Annotated in this window: 27 protein-coding genes; 17 read left to right on the top strand and 10 right to left on the bottom strand. The window is 72.5% G+C overall.

Annotation, left to right across the window (positions count from 1 at the left end):
* Positions 1-21 precede the first annotated feature (21 nt).
* A complete protein-coding gene (locus FHS87_RS08340; protein ID WP_184516210.1) occupies positions 22-1,014 on the top strand; it encodes a D-2-hydroxyacid dehydrogenase in 993 nt (330 codons plus the stop codon).
* Positions 1,015-1,049: 35 nt separating this feature from the next.
* Here the strand turns inward: FHS87_RS08340 and FHS87_RS08335 are convergent, their stop codons facing one another.
* Positions 1,050-1,259, bottom strand: coding sequence for a hypothetical protein (locus FHS87_RS08335; protein ID WP_184516208.1), 210 nt, complete (start codon positions 1,257-1,259; stop codon positions 1,050-1,052).
* Positions 1,260-1,406: 147 nt separating this feature from the next.
* Between FHS87_RS08335 and FHS87_RS08330 the strand changes: the two genes are divergently transcribed.
* A complete protein-coding gene (locus FHS87_RS08330; protein ID WP_221299681.1) occupies positions 1,407-2,225 on the top strand; it encodes an MBL fold metallo-hydrolase in 819 nt (272 codons plus the stop codon).
* On the opposite strand, the gene FHS87_RS08325 is transcribed toward FHS87_RS08330, so the two are convergent.
* From FHS87_RS08325 to FHS87_RS08305, 5 genes are all read right to left on the bottom strand, one after another.
* Positions 2,212-3,408: a phosphoglycerate kinase gene (locus FHS87_RS08325; RefSeq protein ID WP_184516202.1), complete on the bottom strand. Its 1,197-nt coding sequence runs from the start codon at positions 3,406-3,408 to the stop codon at positions 2,212-2,214. The two genes, FHS87_RS08330 and FHS87_RS08325, sit on opposite strands and share 14 nt — an antisense overlap.
* A gap of 61 nt (positions 3,409-3,469) precedes the next feature.
* On the bottom strand, positions 3,470-4,516 hold the full coding sequence (gene gap / locus FHS87_RS08320; protein WP_184516199.1) for a type I glyceraldehyde-3-phosphate dehydrogenase: 1,047 nt from the start codon (positions 4,514-4,516) through the stop codon (positions 3,470-3,472).
* Positions 4,517-4,539: 23 nt separating this feature from the next.
* Positions 4,540-6,582 (bottom strand): transketolase, encoded by a 2,043-nt coding sequence (gene tkt, locus FHS87_RS08315; protein WP_376766428.1) that lies wholly within the window; start codon positions 6,580-6,582, stop codon positions 4,540-4,542.
* 162 nt (positions 6,583-6,744) lie between these two features.
* Positions 6,745-7,989 (bottom strand): Zn-dependent hydrolase, encoded by a 1,245-nt coding sequence (locus FHS87_RS08310; RefSeq protein ID WP_184516196.1) that lies wholly within the window; start codon positions 7,987-7,989, stop codon positions 6,745-6,747.
* 77 nt (positions 7,990-8,066) lie between these two features.
* Positions 8,067-8,699: a glutathione S-transferase family protein gene (locus FHS87_RS08305; protein ID WP_184516193.1), complete on the bottom strand. Its 633-nt coding sequence runs from the start codon at positions 8,697-8,699 to the stop codon at positions 8,067-8,069.
* Between the two features lie 176 nt (positions 8,700-8,875).
* Between FHS87_RS08305 and FHS87_RS08300 the strand changes: the two genes are divergently transcribed.
* From FHS87_RS08300 to FHS87_RS08275, 6 genes are all read left to right on the top strand, one after another.
* Entirely contained in the window at positions 8,876-9,667 is a 792-nt protein-coding gene (locus FHS87_RS08300) for an aldolase (RefSeq protein WP_184516190.1), read from the top strand.
* Positions 9,657-10,574, top strand: coding sequence for a DMT family transporter (locus FHS87_RS24445; protein WP_184516472.1), 918 nt, complete (start codon positions 9,657-9,659; stop codon positions 10,572-10,574). Before FHS87_RS08300 ends, FHS87_RS24445 begins: the two co-directional genes overlap by 11 nt.
* Before the next feature lie 54 nt (positions 10,575-10,628).
* On the top strand, positions 10,629-11,813 hold the full coding sequence (locus tag FHS87_RS08290) for a class I SAM-dependent rRNA methyltransferase (protein WP_246418230.1): 1,185 nt from the start codon (positions 10,629-10,631) through the stop codon (positions 11,811-11,813).
* Between the two features lie 126 nt (positions 11,814-11,939).
* Positions 11,940-12,413, top strand: a complete 474-nt coding sequence (locus tag FHS87_RS08285) for a MarR family winged helix-turn-helix transcriptional regulator (protein ID WP_184516186.1) — start codon at positions 11,940-11,942, stop codon at positions 12,411-12,413.
* Positions 12,410-14,020 (top strand): MFS transporter, encoded by a 1,611-nt coding sequence (locus FHS87_RS08280; protein WP_184516183.1) that lies wholly within the window; start codon positions 12,410-12,412, stop codon positions 14,018-14,020. The genes FHS87_RS08285 and FHS87_RS08280 overlap by 4 nt, the downstream gene beginning before the upstream one ends.
* A gap of 16 nt (positions 14,021-14,036) precedes the next feature.
* Positions 14,037-15,098 (top strand): HlyD family secretion protein, encoded by a 1,062-nt coding sequence (locus tag FHS87_RS08275; protein ID WP_184516180.1) that lies wholly within the window; start codon positions 14,037-14,039, stop codon positions 15,096-15,098.
* Here FHS87_RS08275 and FHS87_RS08270 read toward each other — a convergent pair whose 3' ends face one another.
* Genes FHS87_RS08270 through FHS87_RS08260 form a run of 3 tightly spaced genes read right to left on the bottom strand, consistent with a single transcriptional unit; the run spans position 15,099 to position 18,410 of the window.
* On the bottom strand, positions 15,099-16,208 hold the full coding sequence (locus FHS87_RS08270) for a patatin-like phospholipase family protein (protein WP_312861926.1): 1,110 nt from the start codon (positions 16,206-16,208) through the stop codon (positions 15,099-15,101).
* Positions 16,205-16,996: a 3-hydroxybutyrate dehydrogenase gene (locus FHS87_RS08265; protein ID WP_184516175.1), complete on the bottom strand. Its 792-nt coding sequence runs from the start codon at positions 16,994-16,996 to the stop codon at positions 16,205-16,207. Before FHS87_RS08265 ends, FHS87_RS08270 begins: the two co-directional genes overlap by 4 nt.
* Positions 16,997-17,054: 58 nt before the next feature.
* The gene (locus FHS87_RS08260) at positions 17,055-18,410 is read right to left on the bottom strand and encodes an FAD-dependent oxidoreductase (protein WP_184516172.1); all 1,356 of its coding nucleotides are present in this window, start codon (positions 18,408-18,410) and stop codon (positions 17,055-17,057) included.
* A 254-nt stretch (positions 18,411-18,664) separates the two neighbouring features.
* Between FHS87_RS08260 and rpmH the strand changes: the two genes are divergently transcribed.
* The 6 genes from rpmH to argB all read left to right on the top strand — a co-directional run bounded on the left by rpmH (position 18,665) and on the right by argB (position 22,857).
* The gene (gene rpmH / locus FHS87_RS23705) at positions 18,665-18,799 is read left to right on the top strand and encodes a 50S ribosomal protein L34 (protein ID WP_099093630.1); all 135 of its coding nucleotides are present in this window, start codon (positions 18,665-18,667) and stop codon (positions 18,797-18,799) included.
* Positions 18,800-18,849: 50 nt separating this feature from the next.
* Entirely contained in the window at positions 18,850-19,185 is a 336-nt protein-coding gene (gene rnpA, locus FHS87_RS08250; RefSeq protein WP_246418228.1) for a ribonuclease P protein component, read from the top strand.
* Positions 19,182-19,415, top strand: a complete 234-nt coding sequence (gene yidD, locus FHS87_RS23700) for a membrane protein insertion efficiency factor YidD (RefSeq protein ID WP_184516169.1) — start codon at positions 19,182-19,184, stop codon at positions 19,413-19,415. The genes rnpA and yidD overlap by 4 nt, the downstream gene beginning before the upstream one ends.
* Positions 19,416-19,427: 12 nt before the next feature.
* Positions 19,428-21,188 (top strand): membrane protein insertase YidC, encoded by a 1,761-nt coding sequence (gene yidC, locus FHS87_RS08240; protein ID WP_184516166.1) that lies wholly within the window; start codon positions 19,428-19,430, stop codon positions 21,186-21,188.
* Positions 21,185-21,871 carry a ribosome biogenesis GTP-binding protein YihA/YsxC gene (yihA, locus tag FHS87_RS08235; protein ID WP_184516163.1) on the top strand — a complete coding sequence of 229 codons (687 nt, stop codon included), beginning with the start codon at positions 21,185-21,187 and terminating at the stop codon, positions 21,869-21,871. Before yidC ends, yihA begins: the two co-directional genes overlap by 4 nt.
* A 101-nt stretch (positions 21,872-21,972) precedes the next feature.
* Positions 21,973-22,857, top strand: a complete 885-nt coding sequence (argB, locus tag FHS87_RS08230) for an acetylglutamate kinase (protein WP_184516160.1) — start codon at positions 21,973-21,975, stop codon at positions 22,855-22,857.
* On the opposite strand, the gene FHS87_RS08225 is transcribed toward argB, so the two are convergent.
* The gene (locus FHS87_RS08225) at positions 22,847-23,989 is read right to left on the bottom strand and encodes a DUF2336 domain-containing protein (protein WP_184516158.1); all 1,143 of its coding nucleotides are present in this window, start codon (positions 23,987-23,989) and stop codon (positions 22,847-22,849) included. The genes argB and FHS87_RS08225 overlap by 11 nt on opposite strands.
* Positions 23,990-24,183: 194 nt before the next feature.
* Between FHS87_RS08225 and dapD the strand changes: the two genes are divergently transcribed.
* The 3 genes from dapD to FHS87_RS08210 are packed head-to-tail and all read left to right on the top strand — an operon-like array spanning position 24,184 to position 26,722.
* On the top strand, positions 24,184-25,032 hold the full coding sequence (dapD, locus tag FHS87_RS08220) for a 2,3,4,5-tetrahydropyridine-2,6-dicarboxylate N-succinyltransferase (protein WP_184516156.1): 849 nt from the start codon (positions 24,184-24,186) through the stop codon (positions 25,030-25,032).
* Positions 25,032-26,159, top strand: a complete 1,128-nt coding sequence (gene dapE / locus FHS87_RS08215) for a succinyl-diaminopimelate desuccinylase (protein ID WP_184516154.1) — start codon at positions 25,032-25,034, stop codon at positions 26,157-26,159. Before dapD ends, dapE begins: the two co-directional genes overlap by 1 nt.
* Positions 26,147-26,722, top strand: a complete 576-nt coding sequence (locus FHS87_RS08210; RefSeq protein ID WP_184516152.1) for a hypothetical protein — start codon at positions 26,147-26,149, stop codon at positions 26,720-26,722. Before dapE ends, FHS87_RS08210 begins: the two co-directional genes overlap by 13 nt.
* The last annotated feature ends 1 nt before the right edge of the window (position 26,723 follow it).

Raw genomic sequence — 26,723 nt, 5'->3', positions numbered from 1 at the left:
CTGCCATGCGAAAGGCAAGGCATGCGAATCCACGTCCAGAACCCCGCCAGCGACCCCGAATTCTCCATCACGGAGGCGCAGTGGCGGGCAGCCATTGACCGGCACCCCGACATGGTGGGGATGGAGGTGAGCTTCGCGACGGACGAGGCCGGCCTCGCCGCCGCCCTGCCCGAGGCGGAGGTGCTGCTGAGCTGGGTGCGGCCGCTGAAGCAGCGCTTCCCCGTCGGCGTGCTGCCCGGCGCCGCGCCGAGGCTGAAGGTGATCGCCTGCACCTCCGCCGGGGTGGACAGCGCCGCCCCCTTCGACTGGCTGCCGGATTCGGTCGCGCTGCTGAACAACCGGGGAACCCATTCCGACAAGGCGGGCGAGTTCGGGATCATGGCGATCCTCATGCTCCAGACTCACATGCCCGCCTTCGCCGACCAGCAGCGGCGGGGGGAGTGGAAGCCGCGCTTCGCCTCGACCCTGGCCGGGCGCTCGGTCGTGATCGTGGGGATGGGCTCGCTCGGCGGCGGCGTCGCGCGGCGGGCGCGCGGCTTCGGGATGCATGTCATCGGCCTGCGTCACGGAAGCGAGCCGCATCCGGACTGCGACGAGACCCATCCGACGGAGGCGCTCGATGAGGTGCTGCCGCGGGCGGAGTTCCTCGTCCTCGCCTGCCCGCTGACCGAACGGACCCGCAACCTCCTCTCGCGCGAGCGGATCGCGCTGCTGCCGCAGGGCGCCCGCCTCGTGAACATCGCCCGCGGTGCGGTGTGGGACCAGGACGCGGTCTGCGACGCGCTGGAGGCCGGGCGTCTCGGGGGCTGCGTCACCGACGTCGCCGTGCCTGAGCCGCTGCCCCCGGACCACCGGCTCTGGCGCACGCCGGGCATGGTGGTCACGCCCCATGTCTCGGCCGATGACCGGGAGCGCTACAACGACCGCACCCTCGACATCCTCTTCGACAACCTCCGCGCCATGCGCGAGGGCCGGGCAATGCCGAACCGGGTGGACCCGGCCAAGGGCTACTGAGAGAGGACCGGCACCCTCAGGCTGAGGAGACGTCGTCAGGAAGTCGGGGAGGGCGGCGCCCGCTCGCAGTCCCGCCGCGGCGGCATCGGGGAGATGCCGGAGGATCCGGGCATCTCCGTCATCGGCGGCGAGGACGGCGCCGGGGCCGGGGCCGGCGGCGTGGGCGAGGGGGGTGTCTGGGCGAAGGCCGCGCCGCCGATGAGGGTGGCGAGGAGCGCGGGGAGCAAGGGAGCGGGCAGGGTCACGCGGGCGCCTCCGGTCCGGGAGGGCCGAGCCTGCCCCAGCGCCGCGGCGGCTTCCAGGGGAAACCGCGCCGGGCACGGCGCCACAAACCCCTGCCCCCGGCCGGCGTTCACCCCTCCATGCGGATCCACTCGATCGAATGCGGCTCGATGCGTCCCTTCGGCGGCGGCTTCTGGGATGGCGAGACGCCGGGGCTCGGCCCCGCCCACCTCGCCTGTCGCTGCCTCCTGGCCGAGACCGAGGCGGGCCTGGTCCTCGTCGATACCGGCTTCGGGCTGGAGGACGTGAACCGCCCCGTCCCGCGCCTCAGCCGCGCCTTCCTCCTGGCCGACCGCATCCACCTGGAGGCGGACGAGACGGCGGTGTCGCGCCTGCGCAGCCTCGGCTTCGATCCGGCCGATGTCCGCCACATCGTCATGACGCATCTCGACTTCGACCATGCCGGCGGGCTGACCGACTTCCCGCGGGCCGAGGTGCATGTCCACGCCGCCGAGCTCGCCCTCGCGCGCCGTCGGGAAGGGGCCGTGGCCCGCAACCGCTACCGCCCGGCCCAGCTCGCCCATCCCATGCGGGAATACAGCGCCCCCGGCGCGCCCTGGTTCGGCCTGCCCACCATCCGCGGGCTGCACGGCCTGCCGCCCTCGATCTTCCTCGTCCCGCTGCCCGGCCATACGGGCGGGCATTGCGGCGTGGCGCTGGAGACCGGGGATGGCTGGGTGCTGCATGCCGGTGACGCCGTGTTCATGCATTCGGAGCTGGAGGAGCCCCTCCGCATGCCGCCCCTCGCCTCGGCCTATGCCAATTTCATGCAGGTGAGCCGGGAGGCGCGGCTCCAGAGCCGCCGCATGCTCCGCACCCTCGCCCGCGAGCACGGGGACGAGGTCACGATCCTCTGCACCCATGACCCGTCGCTCCCCCCGGGGGCGGAGCGGCGGGTCGTGTCGGGCGAGGGCCTCAGGAAGCGCTGAGGGCCGCGACGCCCGGAAGGGTCTTGCCTTCCAGCCATTCGAGGAATGCGCCGCCGGCGGAGGAGACATAGGTCATCCGCTCGGCGACCCCCGCATGGCGAAGCGCCGACACGGTGTCGCCGCCGCCGGCGATGGACTTCAGCCCGGCGGACTGGGTGAGGCCCGCCACGCTCTCGGCCACCGCCACCGTCGCCGCGTCGAAGGGCGGGGTCTCGAAGGCACCGAGCGGGCCGTTCCAGACGAGGGTGGAAGCCTTGCGCAGCCGATCCTCGATCGCGTCAACCGTCTCCGGCCCGACATCGAGGGCCATCATGTCGGAGGGAACGGAATCCACGCCCACCGTGCGGGTGGCGGGGTTTGCCTTGAACTCGGCGGCCACGACGAGGTCCCGCGGCAGCAGGATCTCGCAATTCGCGGCCCGCGCCTCGTCGAGGATGCGGAGCGCCGTCACGTGCATCTCCGCCTCCTGCAGCGACTTGCCCATGTTGTGGCCCTGGGCCGCGAGGAAGGTGTTGGCCATGGCGCCGCCGATGACGAGCACGTCCACCTTCCGCGACAGGTTCCCCAGCAGGTCGAGCTTGGTGGAGACCTTCGCGCCGCCGACGATGGCGACCACGGGGCGGGACGGGGTGCCGAGCGCCGCCTCCAGCGCCTCCAGTTCCACCTGCATCAGCCGGCCGGCATAGGCGGGCAGCAGCTTCGCCACGCCCTCGGTCGAGGAGTGCGCGCGATGGGCGGCGGAGAAGGCGTCGTTCACATAGGCGTCGCCGAGCTTCGCCATCTCGGCGGAGAGGGCGGGGTCGTTCTTCTCCTCGCCGGCGTGATAGCGCGTGTTCTCCAGCAGCAGCACGTCGCCATCGCCGAGCTTCGCGACCGCCGCCTCGGCCTCCGGGCCGATGCAGTCATCGGCGAAGGCGACGGGCTTGCCCAGCGCCGTGGAGAGCGCCTCGGCCAGCGGGCGCAGCGACATCTCCGGGACGCGCTTGCCCTTCGGGCGGTCGAAATGGGAGAGCACCACCACCTTGGCGCCCTTGTCCGACAGTTCCTTGATCGTGGGGGTGAGCCGCTCGATCCGGGTCCGGTCGGTGATCGCGCCGTCCCGCACGGGAACATTCAGGTCGGCGCGCAGCAGCACGCGCTTCCCCTTGGCGTCGAGCTGGTCGAGCGTGCGGAAGGAGGCCATGGGTGGTGTTCCTGAAAGCGGGCAGAAATGGGCGGGGGCGCCGAAGCGCCCCCGTCGGGTCTCAGAGCGTGCCGAGCAGCGCGGCCGTGTCGCTCATGCGGTTCGAGAAGCCCCACTCGTTGTCGTACCAGGACATCACGCGCACGAGGCCGCCATCCACCACCTGCGTCTGCGTCGCGTCGAAGGTCGAGGAGTGGGAGTCGTGGTTGAAGTCGATGGAGACGAGGGGGGCGGTGTTGTAGCCGAGGATCCCCTTCAGCTCGGGGGACTCGGAGGCCTCCTTCATCGCCGCGTTGATCGCCTCCTTCGTCAGCCCCTCCGTGCGCGCGGGCACGAAGTCGAGCGAGACGAGGGAGACGTTCGGGGTGGGGATGCGGATGGCCGTGCCGTCCAGCTTGCCCTTCAGCTCCGGCAGCACGAGGCCGACCGCCTTGGCCGCGCCCGTCGAGGTCGGGATGGCCGAGACCGCCGCGGCGCGGGCGCGGTGCAGGTCCTTGTGCAGCGTGTCCACGGTGTTCTGGTCGCCGGTATAGGCGTGGATGGTCACCATGTAGCCGCGCAGGATGCCGAACTTCTCGTGCAGCACCTTGGCGATGGGCGCGAGGCAGTTGGTGGTGCAGGAGGCGTTGGAGACGATCTTGTGCTCGGGCTTCAGCACCTTGTGGTTCACGCCGTAGACGATGGTCGCCTGGGCGGATTCATCCGCATAGGTCTCGCCCCAGGTCACGGGGGCGGAGACGAGCACCTTGCGCGCGCCGGACTGCAGCAGCAGCGACGCCTTCTCCGTGTTAGTGAAGATGCCCGTGCACTCGGCGGCCACGTCCACGCCCTGCCAGGGGAGCTTGGTGGGGTCGCGCTCTGCCGTCACCTTGATCGGCTTGTAGGTCTTGCCGTTCGCCGAGATGATGAGGCTGTCGCCCTCGACGCGCACCTCGCCGGGGAAGCGGCCGTGCACGCTGTCGAAGCGGAAGAGATGCGCGTTCGCCTCGACCGAGCCGAGGTCGTTGATGTGGGTGAACTCGACATCGTCCCGGCCGCTCTCCATCGCCGCGCGGAGAACCAGGCGCCCGATGCGCCCGAAGCCGTTGATCGCAACCTTGACTGGCATAACCTTCCCTCTCGTCCGTTCGTCTAGTTCACGCGGCGCTTGACCGCCGCCACGACCGCATCGGCGGTGATGCCGAAATGCTTGTACAGATCGCTGGCCGGCGCGCTGGCGCCGAATCCCTGCATGCCGATGAAGATGCCATCAGGCCCGAGCCAGCGCGACCACCCGAACTCCAGCGCGGCCTCGATTCCCACCCGCAAAGCGGAGCCGAGCACCGCATCGTGATAGGTGGGGTCCTGCAGGGCGAAGAGTTCCCAGCAGGGCAGGGAGACGACGGCCACCGGGATGCCCGCCTCCTCCAGCGCCGCCTGGGCGGCGAGGGCGATCTCCACTTCCGAGCCCGTGGCGATCAGCGTCGCGCGCCGCTCGCCCGAGGCCTCGGACAGCACGTAGCCGCCACGCGCCGTGCGGTTCTCCCCGGCATCGGTCCGCACCGCCGGCAGGTTCTGGCGGGAGAGCGCCAGCACGCTCGGCCCGTCCGCCCGCTTCACCGCGAGCTCCCAGGCCTCCGCCGTCTCGATGACATCGGCGGGGCGGAAGACATGCAGGTTCGGGATGACGCGCAGCGCGGCCAGGTGCTCGACTGGCTGGTGCGTCGGCCCGTCCTCGCCCAGCCCGATGCTGTCATGCGTCAGCACATGCACCACGCGCTGGCGCATCAGCGCGGCGAGGCGGATGGAGGGGCGCATGTAGTCGGAGAAGACGAGGAAGGTGCCGGAATAGGGGATGATGCCCCCATGCAGCGCCATGCCGTTCATCGCGGCCGCCATGCCGTGCTCGCGGATGCCCCAGTGGACGAAGCGCCCGCCGAAATTCTCCGCCGAGAGCGCCGGGACGCCCTTCACATTCGTGTTGTTCGAACCCGTGAGGTCGGCCGAGCCGCCGATCAGCTCCGGCACGGCCGGCACCAGCGCCTCCAGCGCCTTCTGGGAGGCGATGCGGGTGGCGATCTTCGGCTTCTCGGCCACGGCCTTCGCCTTCCACTCGGCGATCGCCGCGTCCCAGCGCTCGGGCAGCTTGCCGGCCATCGCGCGCTCGAACTCCGCGCGCTGGGGGTGCTTGGCCAGCCGCTTCAGCCAGGAGCGGCGGGTGCCGCCGCCGCGCTTGCCCGCGGCTTCCCAGGATTCGCGGATGTCGTCCGGCACCTCGAAGGGTCCGGCCTCCCAGCCAAGCGCCGCCTTGGCGGCTGCGGCCTCCTCCGGGCCCAGCGGGGCGCCGTGGCTGCCCGCCGTGCCCGCCTTCTTCGGCGCGGAGAAGCCGATGATGGTCCGGCAGGCGATCAGCGTCGGCTTGCGGGACTTCGTCGCCGCGTTCAGCGCGGCCGCGATCGCCTCGTGGTCGTGCCCGTCCACCCGGCGCACCGCCCAGCCATAGGCGCGGAAGCGGGCCAGCGTGTCCTCGGAGACGGAGATCGCTGTGTCGCCGTCGATGGAGATGTGGTTGTCGTCCCAGAGCACCGTCAGCTTGCCCAGGCCGAAATGCCCGGCCAGCGAGGCGGCCTCGTGGGAGATGCCCTCCTGCAGGTCGCCGTCGGAGGCGATCACCCAGGTCCGGTGATCCACCAGGCTCTTGCCGAAGCGCGCGGCGAGGTGCCGCTCCGCCATGGCCATGCCGACGGCGGTGGAGATGCCCTGGCCGAGCGGGCCGGTGGTGGTCTCGATCCCCGGATGCTCGCCCACCTCAGGGTGGCCGGCGGCGGGGGAGTGGAGCTGGCGGAAGCGGCGCAGCTCCTCCACCCCCATCCCGGCATGGCCGCTCAGGTGCAGCCAGGCATAGATGAGCATGGAGCCGTGGCCGGCGGAGAGGACGAAGCGGTCCCGGTCCGGCCAGCGGGGGTCCGCCGCGTCGTGCTTAAGGAAGCGGGTGAACAGCACGGTCGCCGCATCGGCCATGCCCATGGGCATGCCGGGATGGCCGGACTTCGCGGCCTCCACGCCGTCGATCGCCAGCGCCCGGATCGCGTCCGCCATGCGGCGCTCGGGCGTTACCGGGCGGGCCAGGATCGCCTCCTGCGCCAGCAGGGCGGGGCTGCGCTCCGGGGTGGAGGGCTGCTTGTCGGGTTCCATGGTGGCCAAGTGAAGGATCTCTCCGGCATCGGTGCCGGCCGGGCAGGACGCCGCCCGCCGGTTCCCTGGGGGGCCCAGTCGCGTGGGGGCCGTCATAGAGGCGCCCCGCCCCGATGCCAACCCTGGGGGGCCGGCGGCGCGGGGCCTGCCGCGCGGCGCGTTTCAGCCGGGGCGGCTGGCGCGGGCGAGCACGGCTTCGAACAGCACCTGGCAGCCGTCCTGCGCCTCCTCCGGCAGGATGCTCTCGGCCTCGTTGTGGGAGAGCCCGTCCTTGCAGGGGGTGAAGATCATGGCGGCGGGCACCCGGCGGGCGACGTAGATGGCGTCATGCCCCGCGCCCGAGATGATCTCCCGCGCGGGAAGGCCGAGGCGGGCCGCCGCGTCGCGCACGAGGCCGACGAGCCCGGGGTCGAAGGGCTGGGCGGGGATGCGGAACAGCTCGCGCAGCTCCAGGCCGAGCCCGGCCTCCTCCGCGATCGCGCGCGCCCGGCCGGGGAAGGTGGCAGCCAGAGCTTCGATCTCCTCCCCCAGGGGATGGCGGAACTCGACGGAGAAGCGGACCTCGCCCGGCACCACGTTGCAGGAATTGGGGGAGACCTGGAGGCGCCCGACCGTGCCGCGCCCCTCCTCGCCGCGCGCCCGCATCAGCTCGTCCACGAGCGCGATGATCCGCGCCGCGCCCACCAGCGCGTCCCGCCGGGCGGAGGGCGGGGTGGTGCCGGCATGGGCGTCCTGGCCGGTCAACACCGCCTCGTACCAGACCTGCGCCTGCCCGCCGGTGACGATGCCGATGCGCACTCCCTCGCGCTCCAGGATCGGGCCCTGCTCGATGTGGAGCTCGAAGTAGGAATCCGCCCCGAAAGGCGCGGCGGGCGCCTCGCCGCGATAGCCGATGCCCTCCAGCGCATCGAGCACCGAGATTCCCTCCAGGTCGCGCAGCGCGTAGGTGGCATCCCGGTCATAGACCCCGGACCAGACGCCGCTGCCCATGAGGGAGTGGCCGAAGCGGCTGCCTTCCTCATCCGTCCAGTTCACCAGCTCGATGGGCGCCTCGGTCTCGATGTTGAGGTCGCGCAGCGTCCGCATCACCTCGAGCCCGGCGATCACGCCGAGCGCGCCGTCGAACTTGCCGCCCGTGGGTTGGCTGTCGAGATGGCTGCCCAGCAGCACGGGCGGGCGGGCGGGGTCGCGGCCGGGGCGGCGGGCGAACATGTTGCCCATCTCGTCCACCCGCACCGTCAGCCCGGCCTGATGGCACCAGAGGGCGAACTGGTCGCGCCCGGCGCGGTCCACCTCCGTCAGCGTCAGGCGCTTCACGCCGCCCTTCGCCGTCGCGCCGATCGAGGCCATCTCCATCAGCGTGTCCCAGAGCCGGGCGCCGTCGATGCGCTGGTTGGTTCCGGACATGGCGGTTGGCTCCATCGTGAGATCGCGCGATGAATGCGGCGCGCGGCACCGTCGGGCAAGGCCCCCGGCCGGGCCTCTCAGCCGGCGGGCATGGGCGGGCCGCCCTTCTCCACCGCGCGCTTCCAGGCCGGGCGGCCGCGCATCGCCTCCAGCCAGCGCCAGAGATGCGGGCGGGACGGGGTGAGCCCGCCGCGCGCGGCGCTCGCCTCCACGGGGAAGCTCATCTGGATGTCCGCGCCGCTGAATTCCGGCCCGGCGAAAAAGGGCTCTTCCGAGAGGGCGGCTTCCATGTGGCCCAGATTCGCCGCGATCCCCGCCTCCACCCGCGGCAGGGCGGGCGCGGCGGCGGGGCCGAGCCGCGAGAGATAGAGCTTCACCAGCAGCGGCGGCATGGCCGAGCCCTCGGCGAAGTGGAGCCAGTGAAGGTAGCGGCCATGGGCCGGGGTGCCGCGCGGCGGGCGCAGCCGGCCCTCCGCGTCGTGGCGGTCGAGCAGCAGCTCGATGATCGCGCCGGACTCGGCAAGCACCTCCCCGTCCTCCTCGACCACGGGCGACTTCCCCAGCGGGTGCACCGCGCGCAGGGCCGGTGGCGCGGCCATCGTCCGGGGATCCCGCTCGTAGGAGAGGAGGTCGTAGGGAAGGCCGAGCTCCTCCAGCAGCCAGAGGATCCGGTGGGATCGCGAGGCCTGGAGGTGGTGCAGGCGGATCATGCGGCGCTCCTTGCTCCGTTGCGACGGAGCGTTGCACCGCCTGGCACGGCTCGCCAGCCCGCGGCGGCCTTCTGGCCGTCCGTCCGCGGCGGCCTCCGTGCCGTTCGCCGACGGCCCCGCCTTGCCGTCCGGCCGCGCCCGCGCGAGTTTGCGCTAACGCCCGCAGAGAGGACTCCATGGCGCACGCGCTCTCCCCGGCACTCCCCGCAGCGGGGCTTCTCCGCAACAGCGCGCTCGACTCGCCGGAGATCCGGCAGGCGCGGGTGGACCTGGCCGCCTGCTTCCGCATGGCCGCCCGGCTCGGCCTGCAGGAGGGGATCTGCAACCACCTCTCGGTCCTCGTTCCCGGGCGGCCCGACCTGATGCTGGTGAACCCCTATGGCTGGGCCTTCGGGGAGATCACCGCCTCGCGCCTCCTGATCTGCGACTTCGAGGGGCAGGTCCTGGCCGGCGAGGGGATGCCGGAGGCGACAGCCTTCTTCATCCACGCCCGGCTGCACATGCGCCACCCCCGCGCCGTCGCCGCCTTCCACACGCATATGCCGAACGCGACCGCCCTCTCGATGCTGGAGGGGCCGCCCCTCGTCTGGGCCGGGCAGACGGCGCTGAAGTTCTACGGACGCACCGCCGTGGACGAGGACTACAACGGCCTCGCCCTCGACACCGACGAGGGGGACCGGATCGCCGCGGCGATGGGAGACGCCGATATCGGCTTCCTGAAGAACCACGGGGTAATGGTCGTCGGGCCCAGCATCGCCGAGGCCTGGGACGACCTCTACTACCTCGAGCGCGCGGCGGAGGTGCAGCGCCTGGCCCTCGCCACCGGCCGGCCGCTGAAGCCCGTGCCGCCCGAGGTGGCCCGCCGCACCTACGAGCAGATGCGCGCGGGCGACGCCGAGAGCGCGCGGCTTCACCTGGAGAGCGTGAAGCGCATCCTCGCGCGCGAGGAGCCCGACTATCTCGACTGACCCTTCCCCGGGCGCACCGGGGCGGCGCATCGGGCTTCTCTGCCTCGCCGTCACGGCCCTCGGCTGGGGCCTGAACTGGCCCATCCTCAAGTCGCTGCTCTCCGAGATGCCGCCGCTGGCCGCGCGCGGCATGGCGGGGCTGCTCGCGGCCACGGTCCTCGCCGGGTTCGCCGGCCTGCGTGGCGTGCCGCTGGCCGTGCCGGAGGGCCGGTGGCCGGCGCTCCTCACGGCGGCCCTCCTCAACGTCACCGCCTGGATGGGGCTGGCGACGATGGGGCTGCTCTATCTCGGCGCGGGGGAGGGGGCGATGATCTGCTACACCATGCCCGCCTGGACGGCCCTCGCCGCCTGGCCCGTGCTGGGGGAGCGGCCCTCGGCGCGGCGGGTGCTGGCGCTGCTGCTCGGCATGGCGGGGGTGGGCATCCTTGTCACATCGGGCGGGCTCGCGCTGGACTGGGGGAAGATGCCGGGGGTGGCGATGATCCTCGGCGGGGCCATCCTCTTCTCCCTCGGCACCGTCTGGTTCAAGCGGCACCCGCTGGGGCTGCACCCCATCGCCTCCGTCGCCTGGCAGGTGGGGCTGGGCTGCCTGCCCCTGGCCCTGCTCTCCCCCCTCCTGGAGGGATTCGATCCCGGCAGCGTCTCGCCCCATGGCTGGGCGGCCTTCCTCTACATGGCGGCGGTGCCGCTCTGCCTCTGCTACCTCACCTGGTTCGCGGCGCTGGCCGCGCTGCCGGCGGGGGTGGCGGCGATCGGCACCCTGGCGACGCCGGCCATCGGCGTGCTCTCGGGCGCGCTTCTCCTCGGCGAGGAGGTCGGCCCGCGGCAGGCGCTCGCGCTCCTTCTCACCCTCGCCGGCATCCTGCTCGCGATCGGGGAGGGGAGGCGGAAGGAGGCCAGGGCCTAGCGTCCCGGAGCTTACCCCGTGCGCCGGGCGCCGTTCCGGCCTATGGGGCGGCGCATGTCCGACCTGCCCATCCTCCGCCTCCTCCCCGGCCGCGACCGGCGCGCCAAGGCGGGCCATCCCTGGATCTTCTCGAACGAGGTGGCGATGACCCCCGCCGCCCGCGCCCTGCCGCCCGGCGGGGCCGTGCGCGTCGAGGGGGATGACGGGTTCCGCCACGGGGTCCACCTGTTCAACCCGCACTCGCTCATCGCCGCGCGGCGCCTCTCCCGCGATCCCGGCGCGGTGATCGACGACGCCTTCTGGGCAGCCCGCATCGCCGAGGCCCTCGCGCTTCGCCAACGGCTCTTCCCCACGCCGCATTACCGCCTCGTCCATGCCGAGGCGGACGGGCTGCCCGGCCTCATCCTCGACCGCTACGGCGACCTGGTCGCGCTCCAGGCGAACACCGCCGGCATGGAACTGGCGACCCCGGCCATTCTCCGCGCGCTGGACGAGCTGATCGCCCCCCGGGCGGTGGTCGCGCGGAACGAGGCCTCCGTGCGCGCCCTGGAGGGCCTGCCCGAGGTCACCGCCCTGCTCCGCGGCACGGAGGCGACGGGCACGGTGGAGGAGGGCGGCGTCGTCTTCGGCGTCGATCCCCTGGGTGGGCAGAAGACGGGCTGGTTCTTCGACCAGCGGGAGAACCGCGCGCGGGTGGCGGGGCTCGCGCGCGGCGAGACGGTGCTGGACGCCTTCTGCCACACCGGCGGCTTCGGGCTGCAGGCGGCCGCGGCCGGCGCCGCCCGCGTCACCCTGCTGGACCGCTCCGAGCACGCGCTGGCCACCGCCATGGAGACGGCGCGGCGCAACGGGCTGGAGGACCGGGTCGAGGCGGTGCGGGGCGAGGCGATGGAGGCGCTGGAGCGCATGGGGCGGGAGGGGAAGCGCTTCGGCGTCGTCGTCGTCGATCCCCCGGCCTTCGCCAAGTCCCGCAAGGACATCGCGGCGGCGGTCCGCGCCTATTCCCGGCTGGCGCGCCTCGCGGCCGGGCTGGTGGTGCCGGGAGGGATCCTGTTCATCGCCTCCTGCAGCCATCACGTCCCGGCCGGCGAGTTCGCCGACACCGTGATCGCCGGCCTCCAGCGCGCCCGGCGCGACGCGCGCATCCTGGCCATGACGGGTGCCGGGCCGGACCATCCCGTTCATCCAATGCTGCCTGAGAGCGTCTACCTCAAGGCCCTGACTTTGCAGCTTTCGTAGCGCGGTATCGCAGCGTCCGCGCTCCCGTGGGGCGCTGATGCCCGATGCGGCGGGGGGGGCCTTGATCCAAGAGCGGCGATGATTACTTAGCTTGCTAATGTTAGCTTCCTACGAAATCCCTGCCCGATGAGCCTGAATGCGGAATTCGTCACCGCCCTGCGCCGCGTCACCCAGCGCTGGCGCACGCGGTGGGATGCGGAGCTGCGCGACAGCGGGCAGACCCTCGCCCGCGCCCGCGCGCTGATGATCCTTTCCCAGGAGGGCGGCAGCGCCATGCAGCGGGACCTCGCGGCCCATCTCTCCGTCGAGCACCCCACCCTCGTCCGCCTCCTGGACTCGCTGGAGGGGCAGGGGCTCATCCGGCGGGAGCCCGTGCCCGGCAATGCCCGCGCCAACCGCATCGCCCTCACCCCGGCGGCCGCGCCGATGGTCGAGGCGGCGGAGCGCGTCTCCGAGGGGCTGCGGCAGCGCGTGCTCGGCGACATCCCGCGCGAGGATCTCGAAACGGCGCTCCGCGTTCTGCGAAGTGTGGCGACGAAGCTCGAGACGCTCGACGCCGTTCCCCGGATGGCCGGAGACGGCGAGGAGAGAGCCCGATGAGCGGCACGGCCGCACCCGCCGCGCCGGCCCCCACGCCTCCGCTGACGGCGGGGCGCCTGGCGGTGTACGGCCTGGCCTCGCTCACCTTCGGCCTCACCCAGGGCCTCGGGAACAACCTCGTCGCGGCCAATCTCCAGGCGGTGCAGGCGAGCTTCGGGGCGACCGCGAACGAGGCCGCATGGCTCACCGCTGCTTACGCCTCCACAAGCATTACGGCCTCCATCCTGTTGTTCAAGCTGAGAACCCAGTTTGGGCTGCGGCTCTTCGCCAAGCTCGGCCTGGGGCTGTTCCTGCTCGTCTCCCTCGCCCATCTCGTCGCGAACGACCTTCGCTCGGCCGTGGTGCTGCGGGCGGTGGCGGGCTTCGCCAGCGCGCCGCTGAACACCCTCGCCATCCTCTACATGATCGAAATCTTCCCGCCCTCGCGGAAGCTGACGGTCGGCATCGCCCTCGGGCTGATCGGGGCGCAGATCGCGGTGCCCATCGCCCGGCTCGTCTCGCCGGGGCTGCTGGAAATCGGTCTCTGGGACGGGCTGCTCCTGCTTGAGCTCGCCCTCGCCTGCCTCTCCCTGGCCATCGTCCTCGTCCTGCCGATCACGCCGCCGCCGCGCGCCAAGGTGTTCGACCGGGTGGACGCGGTCAGCCTGCCCTTGCTGACCGTCGGTCTGGGGCTGGTCGCCGTCGTGCTGGGCCTCGGGCGCGGCTACTGGTGGCTGGAGGCGGGCTGGCTCGGCGCCTGCCTCGCCGGCGGGCTCGCCTGCCTCACCCTGCTGGTCGCGGTGGAGCTGAACCGGGAGCGCCCGCTGGTGAACCTGCACTGGCTGTCCTCATCGGACATGCTCCTCTTCGGCGGGTCCATGTTCTTCGCGCGCTTCATCCTGTCGGAGCAGACGACCGGCGCCATCGGCTTCTTCCAGAACCTTGGCCTGCTGAACGAGCACATGCGGGGGCTCTTCCTCGTGATCCTGGCCGCGACGCTCGCCGGCTTCATCGGCGTGGCCTTCGTCAACCGCCCGGAGAACCGGCCCGCGATCCATGCGGTGGCGCTCGCCATGATCGCGGTCGGGGCCTGGATGGAGAGCCGGGGGACGAGCCTGACGCGGCCGCACGACGTCTATCTCCCCCAGGCGCTGGTCGCCTTCGGCGGGGCGATCTTCCTGCCGGCCGCGACGGGCTGGAGCTTCGCCCACACCCTGCGCTCCGGGGTGAACTACCTCACCAGCTTCTTCGCGGTCTTCCTGGCATCCCAGAACCTCGGCGGGCTGCTCGGCGCCGCGGCGCTCGGCACCCTCGTCACGGTGCGGGAGAAGTTCCACTCCAGCCAGATCGTCGAGAGCCTGACCCTCGCGGACCCGCTCGTGGCGCAGCGAATCGCTCAGTACGGCGCCGCCTACAGCCGCGTCCTCGGCGACCCCGCGCTGCGCGCCGCCGAAGGCAACCTCACCCTCGCCGGTGTCGCCACGCGAGAGGCCTATGTGCTGGCCTACAACGACCTCTTTCTCACCGTTTCAGCGGTTTCCGCCTTCTGCCTCGCCGTACTTCTCATCCACCAGCTCGCCGCCTGGCTCGGCCGCCGTGCCGCCCAGGACAGCGGGACGGCCGCCTGAACCCCCTTAGGACCCCATGCCCCTCTCCCTGCCCCTCCGCTCGCGGGCGACGATCCCCGCCCTCCTCCTCGGCCTCGCGGGTGTCCTCCTCGTGCTCTTCGCCTGGCGCCTGCCGCCCTTCACCTCGACGGTGCAGGTGACGGACGACGCCTATGTCCGCGGCCTCGTCACCGTCGTCAGCCCGCAGGTCTCGGGCTACCTCGTCGAGATGCCCGTGCAGGACTACGCCGCCGTGAAGGAGGGCGAGCTGCTCGCGCGCATCGACGACCGCATCTACCAGCAGCGCCTCGCCCAGGTCCGGGCCCAGCTCTCCGCCAGCCAGGCTTCCCTGGCCAATCTCGACCTGCAGCGGCGCACCAAGGAGGCGCAGGTGGACGTGGCTGAGGCGCAGGTGGCCAATGCGCAGGCCGTGCTGGCCAAGGCCGGGGCGGATGTGCGCCGGATCGAGCCGCTCGTGGCCGCCAACATCCAGTCCCGCGCCCAGAGCGACGCCGTCCACGCCGCGCTGCGCCAGGCCGAGGCGGGGCTGGCCCAGGCCCAGGCCTCCCAGGCCGTCGCGCAGCAGTCCCTGGCCGAGACACTGGCCACCCGCACCGGGCTGGAGGCGGCGGTGCACGGGGCCGAGGCCGCCGTGCGCCTGGCGGAGATCGACCTGCAGAACACCCGCATCCTCGCCCCGCGCGACGGGCGGCTGGGCGAGGTGGGGGCGCGGCTCGGCCAGTACGTGACGGCGGGGACGCAGATCACCTCCCTCGTGCCGGCGCTGCGCTGGGTGGTGGCGAACTACAAGGAGACGCAGATCCCCGGCATGGCGGTGGGCCAGCCCGTCACCTTCCGCGTGGACGCGCTCCGGGGCGCGGCGCTGACCGGCCGGATCGAGCGCTTCTCCCCCGCCACAGGCTCGGAGTTCAGCGTCATCCGCTCGGACAACGCGACGGGCAACTTCACCAAGGTCGCCCAGCGCCTGCCCGTGCGCGTCGCGATCGACCCGGGGCAGCCCCTGGCCGACGGGCTCTCGCCCGGCATGTCCGTGGTGGTCAGCATCGACACCGCCAGCGCCCCGGCCCCGGCGCGCTGATCAGAGGAAGCGGGCGCGGAGGTCCAGGCTGTCCCGCTTCCCCAGCGCGTCCCGGTTGGCGGCCAGCCAGGCGTCGCAAGCCGCGCGCCCGTCATCGCGCAGGCTCGTAAGAAAGCTCCATTCTCCGTTGTATTTGCTGGACATACCGAGGCGCCTCATCCGCTCCTCATCCTCGATGAGATGAACAAAGAGCCGCTGGTAGCGTGGCGGCTTGAGTGTGCCCTGGTCCACCAGCCTTTGAACGAATTCAATGGCTCTCATCTCGTACATGAGAGAGGCGTTGAAGCCGATCTCGTTCACCCTGGTGTTGATGTCCTGCACGGTCTGGGGAATGTCCGGGCGGGAGAGGGGATTGATCCCCACCAGCACGATGTCCGGCGGCCCGCCCCCGCGGTCGTAGAGCGGCCACAGCGCCGGATTGCCCAGGAAGCCCCCGTCCCAATAGGCCTCGCCCTCGATCTCCACGGCGCGGAACAGGTTGGGCAGGCAGGCGGAGGCGAGCAGCGCCTCCCGCGTCAGCTCCTCCCGCGTGAAGACCCGGGGCTTGCCGCTGCGGACATTGGTGGCCGCGACGAAGAGCTGCGGCGCCTCCGGGTGCCGGCAGAGGATGTCGAGGTCGAGCACCTCCTCCAACACCCGGCGCAGCGGGTTCATCTCCAGGGGAAAGGGATTGAGCTGGTAGGGGGAGAAGAGGCGGGTCAGGGCATCGAAGGCCTGCCAGGCGACGCTGTGGCTCAGATCCGGCCCCCAGATCAGCCGCTCGAAAGGGCTGTTCCGGAGCGGGCTGAGAGCGTAGCGCGACCCGATCGCGCCCCAGAGCCGGTTCAGCAGCGCGGCCGCGCCGGCCCGCCCGCCCTCGGCCATGCCCTGGGTGAAGGCCGCGCCGTTGATGGCGCCGGCGGAGGTGCCGGAAATGGCGGCCACCTCGATCGATTCCTCCTCCAGCAGGCGCAGCAGCACGCCCCAGGTGAAGGCCCCGTGCGTGCCGCCCCCCTGCAGGGCGAGGTTGATGCGCTGCGGCGCCGCCCGCCCCGTGACGGCCGGGGCGACGGGCGTGCCCTCGATCGGGGGCAGGCCCTCCTGCCCGGTTTCCGGGGCAGGCGGTGTCACGAGGCCGTCCAGCCGCCGTCGATGGAGAGGGCCGCGCCGTTCACCGCGCCGCTGTTCGGGCCGCAGAGATAGGTGGCCATGGCCGCGACCTCCTCCACCTCCACCCAGCGCTTGCTCGGCTGCTTCTCCAGCAGGAGGTCCGTGAGGGCGGTCTCCTCGGAGACGCCGTGCTTCCTGGCCAGCGGCCCGACCTGCGCCTCGGCCAGGGGCGTGCGGACGAAGCCGGGGCAGATGGCGTTGCAGGTGATGGGGGTGCGCGCGACCTCGATCGCGACCGTCTTCGTCAACCCGACCACCCCGTGCTTGGCCGTGACATAGGCCGACTTGAAGGGCGAAGCGACGAGGCCGTGGGCGGAGGCCACGTTGATGATCCGCCCCCAGTTGCGGGCCCGCATCCCCGGCAGCAGCGCCTTGATGGCGTGGAAGTTGGAGGAGAGATTGATCGCGATGATCGCGTCCCACTTCTCCTCCGGGAACTCCTCGACCGGCGAGACGAACTGGATGCCGGCATTGTTCACGAGGATGTCGACATGGCCGAGCGCCTCCGTCGCCTCGGCGCACATCGCCCTGACTCCCTCGGGCTTCGAGAGGTCGGCGCCGGAGTAGGGCGCCTCGCCCCCGGCGACCGTCGCCACCTCCGCCCGGGCGGCGGCGATGGCGTCCGGCGTGCCGAAGCCGTTCAGCATCACCCGCGCGCCCTGCCGGGCGAAGTCGAGCGCGACGGCGAGGCCGATGCCGCTGGTGGAGCCGGTGACCAGGGCCGTGCGGCCCTCCAGGAGCTTGCTCATGCGTGACCTTCTCTGATTCTTACCTGTCGCTCGAAACCCGTCGGGGCGCAGGAGACGCCTAGGGCAGGCGCTTCGCAATCCCCGCCAGCCAGCGCACCGCGGGGCTGCCGAAGGCGGGCGCCCGGTGCTCCAGCGCCGCGCGGGCGATGGCGGCCGAGAGGCTGGGCTGGGGCAGGGCGGCCGCCGCCAGTTCGGAAACCGGGCGGCCGACGGAGAGGGCGAGCATCCCCGCCATCTCCAGCCCGCCCGGGGCGAGCAGCCCGGCGCCGGCCAGCCCGCCGCGCCGGTCGACGGAAAGCGTCACCAGCCCTTCCTCGATCCCCTCGGCGGCGGCGCGGGTCGTGTCCGCGAGCGGCCAGCGCAGGGTCTCCCCCCCGCCGAGCGCGCCGATCTCCACCAGGGCGGGCTCGGTGCGGATGGCCCTGACCGCGGGCGGCGTGCCCGGGGTGCCGGGCAGGCGGAACAGCATGGAACGGGCGAGGGTACCCAGATCCGTCCCGCCCGGCCGGCCGATGCAGCCGCCGGCCGCCCAGATGCGGCGGTTGCCCGCAACGCGAAGGGTGCCGTCCACCTCCGGCACGGAGCCAGTCAGCCCCGCCGCCACGAGGTCCAGCCCGGCCAGCCGCGGCGCGCGGCCGAGGGCGAGAAGGAGGTGCGAGCCCTCCAGCCGCGTGCCGTCCGCGAGCAGGAGGGCGACTCCTCCCTCCCGCCGCTCCGCGCGCACGGCCTCGTGCCCTTCCATAAGGTTCACGCCGTCCCGCCGCAGCGCGCGGCCGAGGCCGTTGGCGAGGACGGGGTCGGAATCCGGCGCGATGCGGGAGGCGGCGAGCAGCGTGACCCGCGCGCCGAGCCGCGCGAAGGCCTGGGCCATCTCCAGCCCGAACCCGCCCCCGCCGAGGACGAGGAGGTGGTCCGGCCGCACGTCCAGCTCGTGGATCGTGTCGGCGGTGAGGTAGGGCACGGTCTCCAGCCCCTCTAGCGCCGGAACCACGGGGGCCGCGCCGGTCGCGATGAGCGCGCGGCGGAAGCGCCATTCCCGGCCGGCCGCGCCTACCGCATCGGGGGCGGAGAAGCGGGCGGCGGCGCGCACCACCTCCACCCCCATCGCCTCGAAGCGGGCAGCGGTCGAGTCGGGGGCGGCATCCGCGTCAGCGGCGGCGAGGTGGGTGCGGAGCGCGAGCCAGTCCACCGGCACCTCCCCCGTGCCGATACCCATCCGCGCGGCCCCGCGCGCCCCGGCCGCGCGGGCGCCCGCGGCCCTCAGCGCGGCGGCCGCGATCTCCGGATCGGGCGCCTCCCCGCCCATGGCGCCGCGCTCGAACAGCGTCACCCGCAGGCCCAGCGCCGCGGCCAGGGCGGCCAGCCCCCGCCCGGTCTCGCCGGCGCCGATCACGGCGATGTCGGTCTCTGCCATGCTTCCCTTCCGGCCTTTTGGTCGCGGCAGGCATAACGCGGTCCCGGCGGAAGGGTAGGGGGCGAGGCGGTGGTTGACGCGGACGCGACCGCCTTTCTATACAGCGCCGACCCGCGCCGGGCCTCCCGCCGCGGCTGCCCGCGTCCGCGCCCCGCTTCCGGGCCGGAGGGGCGGCCGGGAGGACCGGGCCAGACCACTCAACGCCGCCCGCCCCTTCGCCCGGGCGGCCCGCATCTCGAACGGAGCGCCCTGCCGTGAAGCGTACCTATCAGCCCTCCAAGCTCGTCCGGAAGCGCCGGCACGGTTTCCGCGCCCGCATGGAGACGGTCGGGGGCCGCAACGTGCTCGCCAACCGCCGCGCCAAGGGCCGCAAGAAGCTCTCGGCCTAGGGCAGCCCCAGGGGCGCAGGACTATTGCGCCCCGTGACGCGGTTCGCACCATGAAGCTGCCCCGGATGAAGAAGCGGCGCGACTTCCTCCGCGCCGCCCAGCGCGGCAAGCGGGCCGCCCGGCCGGGGCTGGTGATCCAGGCCCTTGAGGGCACGGGCGGGCCCATGCGCCTGGGCTTCACCGTGACAAAGAAGGTGGGCAACGCCGTGGTGCGGAACCGCACCAAGCGCCGCCTCCGCGAGGCCGCCCGGCTGGTGCTGGGCGACACCCCGCCCGAGGGCTGGGACCTCGTGCTGATCGGGCGGGACGAGACCCGCAGCCGCCCCTTCACCCAGCTCCAGGGCGATCTGCGCGGTGCGCTGAAGCAGACAGGCGTCGCGCCGTGACCCCCGCCGCCGAGGCCCTGAAGCTGGGCGTCCGCGCCTACCAGTTCACGCTGCGCCCCTTCATCGGGGCGCATTGCCGTTTCCATCCCCATTGCAGCGCCTATGCGATCGAGGCCCTTGGCGCCCATGGGGCGCTGCACGGCACCGCGCTCACGGCCCGCCGCATCCTCCGCTGCAATCCCTGGAACCCGGGCGGCTACGATCCCGTGCCCGCTGCGAAGAAGACCTGAACGCCGGACCTGATGGACAACAAGCGACTTCTCGCCGCGATCGCGATCTCGATCGGCATCCTCCTGCTGTTCGACCTCTGGAACCGCCCCGCGCGCGAGGCGCAGCGCCAGGCCGCGCAGCAGGCCCAGCAGAGCCAGACGAGCGGCGTGCCCCTGCCGCAGGCGAACACGGCGCTGAACCCGGCAGGGGTCGCGAGCACCGGCCCGAATGACGGCGCCCCCACCACCCCCGCGCCCCGGCTGCGGGTCGAGAGCCCGCGCGTTCAGGGCAGCGTGAACCTGCGCGGCGCCCGCATCGACGACCTCGTGCTCCGCGACTACCGCGAGACGATCCAGCCCGGCAGCCCGAACGTGCGCGTCCTGGCCCCGCGCGAGGACAGCGCGCCCTACTACGCCCAGTGGGGCTGGACGGCCGCTGACGGCCGCACCCCCGTGCCCGGCCCGAACACGGAGTGGACCGCCGAGGGCGGCGCGCTGACCCCCTCCACCCCCGTGACGCTCCGCTGGGACAACGGCGCGGGCCAGCGCTTCGAGATCTCCCTCTCCCTCGACGGGAACTTCATGGTCACCGCCGACCAGCGCGTGGTGAATACGGGTACGGAGGCCGTGCAGGTCCTGCCCTGGGCCCGCGTGCGGCGCGAGCACACGCCCCAGGTGGCCGGCTACTACATCCTTCACGAGGGCTTCGTGGGCGTGCTGGACGGCCGCCTGCGCGAGACGAAGTACGCCGACGCCAAGACCGAGGCCGGCCGCCGCAATGGCGGCCCCGCGCTGGAGCAGGAGGGCTCGGGCGGCTGGGCCGGCTTCACCGACAAGTACTGGCTGACGGCGCTCGCCCCCGTGGACCAGTCCGCCCGCGACCGCGCGGCCTTCCGCCACACGAGCGAGGGCGGCCAGGACCGCTGGCAGGTCGATTTCGCCCCCGTCGCGCCCGTCTCGGCCGCGCCGGGCGCCACCGCCGGCTTCGCCACCCGCCTCTTCGCCGGGGCGAAGGAGGTGCACCTGCTGGACGACTACGCCACGAGGCTCGGCATCACCGACTTCGACAAGGCGATCGACTTCGGCTGGTTCTACTTCCTGACCAAGCCGTTCTTCTACGCGCTGGACTGGCTCTACAAGCTGGTGGGCAACTTCGGCGTCGCCATCCTGATCTTCACCGTCGCGCTGAAGGCCCTGTTCTTCCCGCTGGCCAACAAGTCCTACAAGTCGATGGCCCGCATGAAGGTGCTGGGCCCGAAGATGCAGGAGCTGAAGGAGCGCTTCCCGGACGACCCGGCGAAGCTGCAGCAGGAGATGATGGCGCTCTACAAGGCCGAGCAGATCAACCCGGCCGCGGGCTGCCTGCCCATCCTGCTCCAGATCCCCGTCTTCTTCGCGCTCTACAAGGTGCTCTTCGTCACCATCGAGATGCGCCACGCGCCCTTCTACGGTTGGATCCGGGACCTCTCGGCGCCCGATCCCACGAACCTGTTCAACCTCTTCGGCCTGATTCCCTGGGATCCGCCCCTGTTCCTGCACATGCCGGCCTGGGCGATCATCATGGGCATCACGATGTGGATCCAGTTCAAGCTGAACCCCACGCCGCCGGACCCGATCCAGGCGAAGCTGTTCAGCTTCATGCCGATCATCTTCACCTTCATGCTGGCGAGCTTCCCCGCCGGGCTCGTGATCTACTGGTCCTGGAACAACCTGCTCTCGGTGGCGCAGCAGTACTACATCAGCCGCCATGACCGGGAGACGCGGCGCCTCGAAAAGCTCGCGGCCAGGACGTGAGCGGGGCCGAGGACCGGCCCCCGCAGGGCCCTGGGGACGAGGAGGCGGCGCGGATCGAGGCGGGGCGGCTCCTCTTCGCCCGCCCCGTCCGCTTCTTCTTCGCCGCCCAGAAGATCGACGCGCTGCCCCCGGCCGAAGCGCCGGAGGTGGCCTTCTGCGGGCGCTCCAACGTGGGCAAGTCCTCGCTCATCAACGCCATGGCCGGGCATCACGGCCTGGCGCGCGTCTCCCACACGCCGGGGCGCACGCGGCAGCTCAACTTCTTCGCCGCGGGCGAGGGGACCGGGGCGCCCCTCACCATCGTGGACATGCCGGGCTACGGCTTCGCCCAGGCGAGCAAGGCGGTGAAGGCGGACTGGCAGGGGCTGATGTTCGACTATCTCCGCGGCCGCCCGACGCTGCGCCGCGTGATGCTGCTGATGGACGCCCGGATCGAGACGAAGGACGGCGACCGCGCCGCCATGGACCTGCTGGGGGAGGCCGCCGTGCCCTTCCAGATCGTGCTCACCAAGTCCGACGACACGAAGCCCGCCTCCAGGCTCATCAAGCGGCAGGAGGAGATGGCGGAGCTCGTGCGCAAGCGCGTGGCGGCCCATCCCGTCGTCCTCACGACCTCCTCGTCCAAGGGAACGGGCATCCCGGAGCTGCGCGCGGCGCTCGCGGATATCGCGGCGGCGGGCTGATCCGTGGAAAGGGCCGGTCTCGGCGGGTTGACCGTGCCGGGGCCTGCCCCTTACCACCGCCGCCGGTCCGCCATCCGGGCCGCCATCCCGGGAATGAGCCGATGAACACCGACGAGCAGGACAGGATGGCGATCCTCGCCGGCGCGCTGCCCTATCTCAAGCGCTACGACGACCAGATCGTGGTGGTGAAGTATGGCGGCCACGCCATGGGCGAGGAGGAAGGCGCGCTCCAGTTCGGGCGCGACATCGCCCTGCTGGAGCAGGTCGGCGTCAGCCCCGTGGTGGTCCATGGCGGCGGGCCGCAGATCAACGCCATGCTCAAGCGGCTGAACGTGCAGTCCACCTTCGTCAACGGGCTGCGCGTGACGGACGACCAGACGGTGGACGTGGTCGAGATGGTCCTGGCCGGCACCGTCAACAAGCAGGTGGCCGAGGCCATCACCCGCGCGGGCGTCATCGCCGTCGGCATCTCGGGCAAGGATGGCAACCTCATCCGCGCCCGCAAGGCCGAGCGCGTGATGCGCGACCCCGAGACGAACGAGGAGCGCGTCCTCGACCTCGGCTTCGTGGGCGAGCCCGAGCGCGTGGACACGAAGGTGCTGGAGCTGCTGATCGGCGCCGACATCGTGCCCGTCGTGGCGCCGGTCGGCGTCGGCGATGAAGGCCAGACCTACAACATCAACGCCGATACCGTGGCCGGCGCCATCGCCGGCGCGCTCGGCGCCGCGCGGCTGCTGATGCTGACCGACGTCTCCGGCGTGCGCGGCCCCGATGGGGTGCATATCCCCGAGATGACGGTAACGGAAGTGCGCGCCGGCATCGCGGACGGCTGGATCTCGGGCGGCATGATCCCCAAGGTCGAGACCTGCATCTACGCCATCGAGAAGGGCGTGCAGGGGGCGGTGATCCTGGACGGCCGCGTGCCACACGCGGTGCTGGCCGAGCTGTTCACCACCGGCGGGCCGGGCACGCTCATCAAGCCCTGACGAGAAGCTCGTCCACGAGGCTCCGCATCTCCTTCGCGGAGAGCACCCATTCCCCGCCCGGCAGGACCAGCAGCTCGTCCGGCGCGCTGCCCGTCAGGCGGAGCTGGGCGAAGGTCGCGGCACGGCCGGAGAGCCCGGCCTTCCAGCAGAGCGCGACGAGGACCGGCGCTCCCCGCGTGGCGAGGGCCCGGGTAACCACCCCGGCAGGCAGCCCGCTGAGGGCGGCGAGGATCCGGCCGCAGTCGGCGAGCGAGCCCCTGCGCGCGGCGGCGACGAAGCTGGCCTCGTCCACGCCGCCACCCTCCGCCTCCGGCTCCTGGGCGGGCGCGGCCGGGCGGAGCGTGGCCAGCGCGTTCCCGTCCAGGTCGCGACGGGCCGCCAGCACGCGCAGCGCCTCCTCCGCGAGGAGGCCGCGAAGGCCCTCCACCACGGCGGCGGGCAAGGCGGGGCGGCGGACGAGGGCGTTCTGCCAGGGCTGGTGCTCGCCGCAGCGCCTGGCGATGACGAGCAGCGTCGCCTCGCGCAGCCGGGCGGTCGCGTTGCCGAGCAGCGCCGTGATCGCGGCCGAGTCGTCCCGTGCGACGATCGCGTCCGCCGGGCGCTCGGGCAGGTTGGGCCGGCGGGCGATCGCGCCGAGCGTGTCCGGCACCGGCGGGTCGGCGATCAGATCCAGGAGGTCCTCCTCCTCCAGCACGGGGGAGCCGCGCAGCACGGGCTCGGCGACGGCCATCGCCACGTCGCGCGCGAGATGCAGGATGAGTGGGCGGGGGATGCCGTCCTGCTCGGCGACGAGTTCCGTCACGGCGCTGCGCACGGCGACCGCCTCGTCCTCGATCAGGAGGCGCATCGCCTCCCAACTTGTCCTGCGCTGGCGGTCGGTGCTCCCGGGGTCCAGCAGGGGGGCGAGGGAGGCCAGCTTGCGGGCGAGGACCCGGCGCACGCCCGGCTCGGCGTCCCCGGCGAGAAGGCGGTCCGCCAGCGGCGGGGCGGCGGCGTTGGCGGCGATGGCCGCCCGGACGCCGATCGAGGGGTCGTTCGCGAGGAAGAACAGCATTTCCGGCGGGGTATCCGCCCGCTCCGCCAATCCGACCCGCGCGGCATCGTCCATGCGGCGGGGCGAGGTCGCCGTCATGGCTTCCATCATCGCCTCCAGATCCCCGGCGGGCCGCCCCGTTTCGGGCGCCGTCTTGCCGGGAGAAGGGCAGGTTGCGCGGCCGGGGTGAAGGAACCCTGAATCCGGCGCCGCCCGCGGGCGCGTTGACAGCCCGCCCGGCGCGCGCGATGGGGTCCGCCTGCCGACCGACGCCCGGACCCAGGACGCCCATGATGGACATCGCCTCTCTCCAGCCCCAAATCGAGGCGCTCTGGGAGCGCCACGCCGAGGTGACCCCGGCCACCCGTGGCGAGGACCGCGACGCCGTCGAGACGGCGCTGGAGGCACTCGATTCCGGCCGCGCGCGCGTGGCGGAGCCGGACGGGCAGGGCGGCTGGCGCGTCAATCAGTGGCTGAAGCAGGCGGTGCTGCTCTCCTTCCGCCTGGAGGACAGCGCGGTGATGGACACCGCCGCCGGCACCCCCGGGACCGCCTATGACAAGGTGCCGCTGAAGTTCGCCGGCTGGGGCGAGAACCGCTTCAAGGAGGCCGGCTTCCGCGCCGTGCCGGGCGCCGTCGTGCGCCGCTCGGCCTATATCGCGCCGGGCGTGATCCTGATGCCGAGCTTCGTCAATCTCGGTGCCTATGTGGACAGCGGCACGATGGTGGACACCTGGGCCACCGTCGGCTCCTGCGCGCAGATCGGGAAGAACTGCCACATCTCGGGCGGCGCCGGGATCGGCGGCGTGCTGGAACCGCTGCAGGCGAACCCGGTGGTGATCGGCGACAACTGCTTCATCGGCGCCCGCTCGGAGGTGGCGGAGGGCGTGATCGTGGGCGAGGGGAGCGTGCTCTCCATGGGCGTCTTCCTCGGCGCCTCCACCAAGATCGTCGACCGCGCGACGGGCGAGGTCTTCCAGGGCCATGTGCCGCCCTATTCCGTGCTGGTCCCCGGCAGCCTGCCTGGCAGGCCGCTGGCGGACGGCACGCCCGGGCCCTCGCTCTACTGCGCGGTGATCGTCAAGCGCGTGGACGCGCGCACGCGGGAGAAGACCTCGATCAACGAGCTGCTGCGGGACTGATGCCCATCGATCCCCTCCCCATCGCGCAGGCGCTGATCCGCTGCGCCTCCGTCACCCCCGCCGACGAGGGGGCCATGGCCGTGCTGGAGGGCGCGCTCGCCCCGCTCGGCTTCGAGTGCACGCGGCTGCGCTTCGGGGAGGTGGAGAACCTCTTCGCCATCCGGCGTTCCGGCGGCAACGGCCCGCATCTGTGCTTTGCCGGCCATACGGACGTCGTGCCGCCGGGTGAGGGCTGGACGCACCCTCCCTTCGCCGCCGAGGTAGAGGACGGCGTCCTCTACGGGCGGGGCGCGGTGGACATGAAGGGCGGCGTCGCTGCCTTCGTCGCGGCGGCCGCCGATGCGGTGGCCGACGGCACCGCCGATCGCGGCACGCTCTCCTTCCTCATCACCGGGGACGAGGAGGGGGTGGCGACGGACGGCACCACGCGCGTGCTCGACTGGATGGAGGAGAGGGGGGTCGTCCCCGACATGTGCCTCGTCGGCGAGCCGACGAGCAAGGCGCGGCTGGGCGACACGATCAAGATCGGCCGGCGCGGCAGCCTTTCGGCCGAGTTCACCATCCACGGCACCCAGGGTCACGTTGCCTATCCCGACCGCGCCGACAACCCGATCCACCGCCTCGGCCGCGTGCTGCACCGGCTGACGGAGAGGCCGCTCGACGAGGGCACGGAGTGGTTCCAGCCGAGCACGCTGCAGGTCACCACGGTGGATGTGGGCAATCCCACGAACAACATCGTCCCCGCCCGCGCCTTCGCCCGGCTGAACATCCGCTTCAATCCCAGCCACTCGCCGTCGAGCCTTGAGGCCTGGATCCGCGGCATCCTGGAGGCGGAGGCGCCGCGCCACGAGGTCTCCTTCTCCCTCTCGGGCGATGCTTTCCTGACGGAGCCGGGCCCCTTCGTGGAGGCGCTGCGCCGCGCCGTGCGCGCGGGCACGGGCGAGGAGGGCGCGCTCGACACGGGGGGCGGCACCTCGGACGCGCGCTTCATCACCCGGCTCTGCCCTGTGGCCGAGCTGGGCGCGGTGGGCACTACCATGCACCAGACCGACGAGCGCACGCCCGTCGAGGAGCTGCGGCAGCTCGCCGCCCTGTACGGCGCCGTGATCCGGGAGTGCCTGGGCTGAGCGCGCCGGGGGTCACCACCGAGGAGCAGATCCGCGCCGGCTTCCGCGCGGCCTGGCTGCTCGCCCGCGGGCGGGAGGAGGGGCTGCGCTTCACCCTTCTCTCGATGGAGGGCACGGCGCGCTCCTTCTGGGCGGCGGTGTTCTGCCTGCTCCCCTTTCTCCTGATCCGCGCCCTCGGGGACGGGAGCGCCTTCTCCGCCGGACTTCCCGTCGAGCTGATCGGCTACAGCCTGGGCTGGACGGTGTTTCCCCTGGCCTCGGCCGCGCTGGTGGACGCCTCCGGGCGCGGGCCGCTCTGGCCCCTCTTCATCGCGGCCTGGAACTGGACGAATCTCGCCCAGTACGCCGCCCTCCTCGGCGCCACCCTGCTCAACCCCCTCCTGCCCACGGGCTTCGGCGGGGCGCTCACGCTGGTGGCCTTCGGCTACGCCCTCTGGCTGGAGTGGTTCGTGGCGAAGTCCGCGCTGCGCATCAGCGGGGCGCGCGCGGTGATTTTCGTCGTGCTCGACATGATGATCGGGCTGTTCATCGCCTCCGTGGTGGCGCGCCTCTCGCTGGCCTGAG

Origin of the sequence: Muricoccus pecuniae (assembly GCF_014199205.1) — a bacterium.
In the GTDB taxonomy this organism is placed as follows: domain Bacteria; phylum Pseudomonadota; class Alphaproteobacteria; order Acetobacterales; family Acetobacteraceae; genus Roseomonas; species Roseomonas pecuniae.
The sequence above is the reverse complement of the archived record's forward strand: the minus strand, read 5'-3'. Positions and strand labels throughout refer to the sequence as shown.

What these genes read in the sequence shown, in the direction of transcription:
- FHS87_RS08340 (WP_184516210.1), top strand. Translation starts at nt 22, where the DNA reads ATGCGAATCCACGTCCAGAACCCCGCCAGCGACCCCGAATTCTCCATC.
- FHS87_RS08330 (WP_221299681.1), top strand. Translation starts at nt 1,407, where the DNA reads ATGCGTCCCTTCGGCGGCGGCTTCTGGGATGGCGAGACGCCGGGGCTC.
- FHS87_RS08325 (WP_184516202.1), bottom strand. Translation starts at nt 3,408, where the DNA reads ATGGCCTCCTTCCGCACGCTCGACCAGCTCGACGCCAAGGGGAAGCGC.
- gap (WP_184516199.1), bottom strand. Translation starts at nt 4,516, where the DNA reads ATGCCAGTCAAGGTTGCGATCAACGGCTTCGGGCGCATCGGGCGCCTG.
- tkt (WP_376766428.1), bottom strand. Translation starts at nt 6,582, where the DNA reads ATGGAACCCGACAAGCAGCCCTCCACCCCGGAGCGCAGCCCCGCCCTG.
- FHS87_RS08310 (WP_184516196.1), bottom strand. Translation starts at nt 7,989, where the DNA reads ATGTCCGGAACCAACCAGCGCATCGACGGCGCCCGGCTCTGGGACACG.
- FHS87_RS08305 (WP_184516193.1), bottom strand. Translation starts at nt 8,699, where the DNA reads ATGATCCGCCTGCACCACCTCCAGGCCTCGCGATCCCACCGGATCCTC.
- FHS87_RS08300 (WP_184516190.1), top strand. Translation starts at nt 8,876, where the DNA reads ATGGCGCACGCGCTCTCCCCGGCACTCCCCGCAGCGGGGCTTCTCCGC.
- FHS87_RS08290 (WP_246418230.1), top strand. Translation starts at nt 10,629, where the DNA reads ATGTCCGACCTGCCCATCCTCCGCCTCCTCCCCGGCCGCGACCGGCGC.
- FHS87_RS08285 (WP_184516186.1), top strand. Translation starts at nt 11,940, where the DNA reads ATGAGCCTGAATGCGGAATTCGTCACCGCCCTGCGCCGCGTCACCCAG.
- FHS87_RS08280 (WP_184516183.1), top strand. Translation starts at nt 12,410, where the DNA reads ATGAGCGGCACGGCCGCACCCGCCGCGCCGGCCCCCACGCCTCCGCTG.
- FHS87_RS08275 (WP_184516180.1), top strand. Translation starts at nt 14,037, where the DNA reads ATGCCCCTCTCCCTGCCCCTCCGCTCGCGGGCGACGATCCCCGCCCTC.
- FHS87_RS08265 (WP_184516175.1), bottom strand. Translation starts at nt 16,996, where the DNA reads ATGAGCAAGCTCCTGGAGGGCCGCACGGCCCTGGTCACCGGCTCCACC.
- FHS87_RS08260 (WP_184516172.1), bottom strand. Translation starts at nt 18,410, where the DNA reads ATGGCAGAGACCGACATCGCCGTGATCGGCGCCGGCGAGACCGGGCGG.
- rnpA (WP_246418228.1), top strand. Translation starts at nt 18,850, where the DNA reads ATGAAGCTGCCCCGGATGAAGAAGCGGCGCGACTTCCTCCGCGCCGCC.
- yidC (WP_184516166.1), top strand. Translation starts at nt 19,428, where the DNA reads ATGGACAACAAGCGACTTCTCGCCGCGATCGCGATCTCGATCGGCATC.
- argB (WP_184516160.1), top strand. Translation starts at nt 21,973, where the DNA reads ATGAACACCGACGAGCAGGACAGGATGGCGATCCTCGCCGGCGCGCTG.
- FHS87_RS08225 (WP_184516158.1), bottom strand. Translation starts at nt 23,989, where the DNA reads ATGACGGCGACCTCGCCCCGCCGCATGGACGATGCCGCGCGGGTCGGA.
- dapD (WP_184516156.1), top strand. Translation starts at nt 24,184, where the DNA reads ATGGACATCGCCTCTCTCCAGCCCCAAATCGAGGCGCTCTGGGAGCGC.
- dapE (WP_184516154.1), top strand. Translation starts at nt 25,032, where the DNA reads ATGCCCATCGATCCCCTCCCCATCGCGCAGGCGCTGATCCGCTGCGCC.